This is a genomic window from Longimicrobium sp. (assembly GCF_036280135.1).
Taxonomy (GTDB): domain Bacteria; phylum Gemmatimonadota; class Gemmatimonadetes; order Longimicrobiales; family Longimicrobiaceae; genus Longimicrobium.
In genome coordinates this window covers 1-3,673 of sequence record NZ_DASURI010000821.1, presented here as the reverse complement: position 1 = coordinate 3,673, position 3,673 = coordinate 1, and the positions used below count along the sequence as shown (strand labels likewise).

The window sequence follows — 3,673 nt, the reverse complement described above, 5'->3', positions numbered from 1 at the left end:
CTGCAGGGCCACTACAGCGCCAGCAAGCACGCCGTAAAGGGCTTTACGGACGCGCTGCGGATGGAGCTGGAGCACGACGGCGCGCCCGTCTCCGTGTCGCTGGTCAAGCCGGCCAGCATCGACACGCCGTTCCCCGAGCACGCGCGCAACCTCATGGAGCGCGAGCCGGACCTGCCGGCGCCCATCTACCGGCCCGAGACGGTGGCGGATGCCATCCTGTACTGCGCCAGCCATCCCAAGCGGTCCATCACCGTGGGCGGCGGCGGGGGGATGAACGCCGTGCTGGGGATGGTGGCCCCGCGCTTCACGGACCGGATGATGGAGCGCAGCATGTTCACCGCGCAGATGCGCGACGAGCCGCGGCGTCCGGCCCGCCGCGACAGCCTGTACCAGCCGCCGCTGGAGGACGGGCGCGTGCGCGGCGGCCACGAGGGCTACGTCATGCGCACCAGCGCGTACACCAAGGCCGCGCTGAACCCCGCGCGCACGGCGCTGGCCCTGGCGGCCGTGGGCGCCATCAGCGCGCTGGCGGCGGCGGGCGTGCGGCGACGCGCGGAGATGGACGTGGAGGTGGACTTGGCCCCGCGCGGCGACGGCCAGCCCTACACGGGGCTGCGCGACGACACCTACCGCGGCGACGTGGCCACGGGCGGCGCCACCTGGGGCGCGGGGCTGCGGGATGATTCGCTGCTGGGCGACGAGGTGGGCGTGCGCGCGCCGGACCTGGAGATGCGCGGCGACGACTACGCCGAGCGCGGGCGCGACGTGGGCCGGCCCATCCGCATGGGCGACAACGCCTTTCGCGCCGAGGGCGAGCTGCGCCCGCAGGACTACGGCTTCCGCGGCGGCGACTACGGCCTGCGCGGCGGCGCCGACGAAGCGCACTGACGCCGCGTCAGGCCGGATGCGCGAGGGGCGGCTCCCGTCCGGGGGCCGCCCCTCGCGCGTTACGGACGCGATGCGTTCCGCGTCGGGTTTCTTTCCCATCCACCGACGGATTGTCATCCTGAGTCCTTCGGCGCTACGCGCACCGCGATGGGATGAAAGTCGCCGCCATCCAACCTCCCCCAGGGGTTATTGGGGGAGGTGCGAGCCTAGGCGAGCGGAGGGGGCGCTCGCGCGGTGTCGCCTCCATGCACGAGGCCAGCCTTGACTTTCTGTTCAGGCAGCGACGCGCGGAATCCGTTGCGGCACAGACGGTTGGCGCGATCGAAGGATTTTGCGTGCAAAGCGAGAGGCCGGCTCCCGTGCGTGGAAGCCGGCCCCGAGTCTCGCATACACGATCCTTCGTCGCCGCCACGGTTCCGTCGTGACGAAAGCCCGCGCGGCGGCTCCTCAGGATGACGCTGGCAGAGGAGGTCGGACGCGAGGCCGGCTCCCGTGCGTGGAAGCCGCCCCCGAGGACGACGCCGTCGCGCGACGCGCTTACAGGCGGATGCGAAGCCCCACGTCCACGCGGACGTGCTCCACGTTTACCTCGATCCCTTCACCATCGAACTGGGGCTCGTAGCGCGTGTACGTCACCTGCGGCGTAAAGGAGAGCTTGGGCCCCAGGCCAATGCCGATGCCCGCGCCCACCTCGAAGCCCAGCGACTGGTCGCTCTCGGTGGCGTCGTCGAGCTCGCCGCCGTCGTCGCCCTCGTCGAACTCGAAGCCGACGCGGTTGTACACCACGCCCGCCTTGAGATACGGATCGATGGGGATGAGCGGCGTCGGGACCGCCACGCGCACGCCGGCGCTCAAGCCCTGGTCAACCACGTCCACCCCGTCGAACCCGTCCAGGCCAAAGCGGTTGTAGGTGTACCCGGCGTACACGCCCAGCAGGGGCATGAAGTGGTAGGTGGCGTTCGCGCCCACCGTGTAGCCCGTCTCGACCGAAGGATCGTCCCCCACCTTCTCGCCAAAGTCGCCCGTGGGGACGGCCAGGCCGCCGCGCACTTCCAGCGAGAACGGCGTGATGTTGGGGATCTGGGCGTGGGCCGGCACCGCGAACGCCGCGGCCGCCACGAGGGAAAAGAGCCCAAGGGAGGTCTTCTTCATCGTTCATCCTTGCGAGAGAGTGCGCGCCGGCCATCCCGAACGCCGCGCGCGGATGCAAACCACGCCCAAACGTACCGACCGGCGCGCGGAACCGCCACGGAAAAACCCCCGTATCCGCCAGCGGACGGAGCAGGACGCCGACGACCGATCAGCCCGGATGATGAAAGCGAGGGATGCGGAGCGCGTCGCCTCCTCATCCCTCGCCGTGATCGTGTGCACCCGGTCCGCCGCGCGTGGAGCTCCGTTCGCCGAGCCTCAAAGCTCCTCGCCGAAGTCGATCTTGAGCGGGCGCACCTGGCAGTGCTCGCCGCAGCCGAACTTGTAGCGGTTGCGCGCGAACCAGCGGTAGAACCGGCCGAACAGGTTGCCGAACCCCGGGATGGCGAACGCCCAGCCGAACGTCCCGCCAAAGGGCAGGATCTTGAGCAGTTGCTCGATGGCGGCGCCGCCCTGCCACGTCTTTCCCCCCGGGCCGATGAGCTGCATGGCCTCGGCGTACGCCTCGGACGGAATCCACGGAAAGCGGTCCAGCACGCTGGTGTTCTGGAACGGGATCACCTCGATCTCGTTCTTCGTATCCCACGCGTTCAGCAGCTTGACGAGGCGGCCGCACACCTTGCAGGCGCCGTCGTAGACCACCACGAACGGGCGGCCCATGCCCACGGCGTCCGTCTCCGCGCCGCCAAAGCGAAAGTGCACCACGGGGATGGTCACGTCTTCACCTCCACGCCGATCGTGGGCGGCTGCTCGAACGTGCGCGTGACGGTGCACAGCCCCGCCGCGCGCATGGCGGCGTTGCGGCGCTCCTGGGGCAGCGACGGCCACAGCACGTCCACGTCCATCCTGCCCACGCGGTGCGGGTTCTCCTCGAACGCCCAGCCCACCTCGATGGACAGGTCGTCCACGGGGAGCTTGGCGTGCGTGCCCCACGAGGCCAGCACCGAGTAGGTGCAGGTGGCCAGCCCGCTCGCCAGCATGTGAAAGGGCGAGTACTGCATCTCCGCGCTGTCCGCCTCCACGGAGAGCGGCCCCGCCCTGCCGTCCAGCCGGATGCGGTCGTCCGAAAGCAGCGTGATCTTCACCGGTCCTCCTCCGTTGCGCCGCGCGGGCCTGATTGATGGTCCGGCGCGCCCGCGTGCGTGGGCGTGTACGCCGGCGGGTCGCTCGCCGGGAACGACTCGTCCGATGCCTCGTCCACGTCAGTTGATACACCGTCCGCCCGTTCCGGCTCCCCTTCGGCGGCCCGCGCCCGCAGCGCGCGCCGCAGGGCCATCGCCCCCAGGAGGCCCAGCACGATCGCGCCCAGCAGCGTTGCCTGCCGGGCGCGCGACGGCGATCCGTTCCGATCCGCGTATTCCATCACGTCCCCCGCGCGTGGTGCGGGGCGCGTCCTCAGCCCCGGATGAGCGACTCGGCGCCGTCGATCCACATTTCCGTCCCCGTGATGTGGTCGCTGGCGTCGGAGGCCAGGAAAAGCACCAAGCGTGCCACCTGCTCGCTGCTGCCGGGGTGCCGCTCCAGGGGCTTGTCGGTATCCGGAAACTCAACCGGCGTCTGCACTTTCTCCAGGTCGCGGCGTTCCGTGTTGTCGTCGATGCTCGTCTCGATGGCGCCGGGGCAGATGACGTTCGCC

Annotated in this window: 6 protein-coding genes; 1 reads left to right on the top strand and 5 read right to left on the bottom strand. The window is 70.5% G+C overall.

Features of this window, described 5'->3' with window-relative positions; translation table 11 throughout:
• Window positions 1–888: SDR family NAD(P)-dependent oxidoreductase (locus tag VFZ20_RS26560; RefSeq protein WP_329686990.1), on the top strand; the 888-nt coding region annotated here is incomplete at its 5' end.
• A 537-nt stretch (window positions 889–1,425) separates the two neighbouring features.
• On the opposite strand, the gene VFZ20_RS26555 is transcribed toward VFZ20_RS26560, so the two are convergent.
• The 5 genes from VFZ20_RS26555 to VFZ20_RS26535 form a co-directional block, all read right to left on the bottom strand.
• On the bottom strand, window positions 1,426–2,040 hold the full coding sequence (locus tag VFZ20_RS26555) for an outer membrane beta-barrel protein (RefSeq protein WP_329686989.1): 615 nt from the start codon (window positions 2,038–2,040) through the stop codon (window positions 1,426–1,428).
• Between the two features lie 255 nt (window positions 2,041–2,295).
• Window positions 2,296–2,754: a DUF393 domain-containing protein gene (locus tag VFZ20_RS26550; RefSeq protein WP_329686988.1), complete on the bottom strand. Its 459-nt coding sequence runs from the start codon at window positions 2,752–2,754 to the stop codon at window positions 2,296–2,298.
• Window positions 2,751–3,122 carry an OsmC family protein gene (locus VFZ20_RS26545; protein WP_329686987.1) on the bottom strand — a complete coding sequence of 124 codons (372 nt, stop codon included), beginning with the start codon at window positions 3,120–3,122 and terminating at the stop codon, window positions 2,751–2,753. The genes VFZ20_RS26550 and VFZ20_RS26545 overlap by 4 nt, the downstream gene beginning before the upstream one ends.
• Window positions 3,119–3,400: a hypothetical protein gene (locus tag VFZ20_RS26540; RefSeq protein ID WP_329686986.1), complete on the bottom strand. Its 282-nt coding sequence runs from the start codon at window positions 3,398–3,400 to the stop codon at window positions 3,119–3,121. The genes VFZ20_RS26545 and VFZ20_RS26540 overlap by 4 nt, the downstream gene beginning before the upstream one ends.
• A 32-nt stretch (window positions 3,401–3,432) precedes the next feature.
• Window positions 3,433–3,673: SDR family oxidoreductase (locus VFZ20_RS26535; protein WP_329686985.1), on the bottom strand; the 241-nt coding region annotated here is incomplete at its 5' end.

Coding starts and splice junctions, on each gene's coding strand:
- VFZ20_RS26555 (WP_329686989.1), bottom strand. CDS start 2,040: ATGAAGAAGACCTCCCTTGGGCTCTTTTCCCTCGTGGCGGCCGCGGCG.
- VFZ20_RS26540 (WP_329686986.1), bottom strand. CDS start 3,400: ATGGAATACGCGGATCGGAACGGATCGCCGTCGCGCGCCCGGCAGGCA.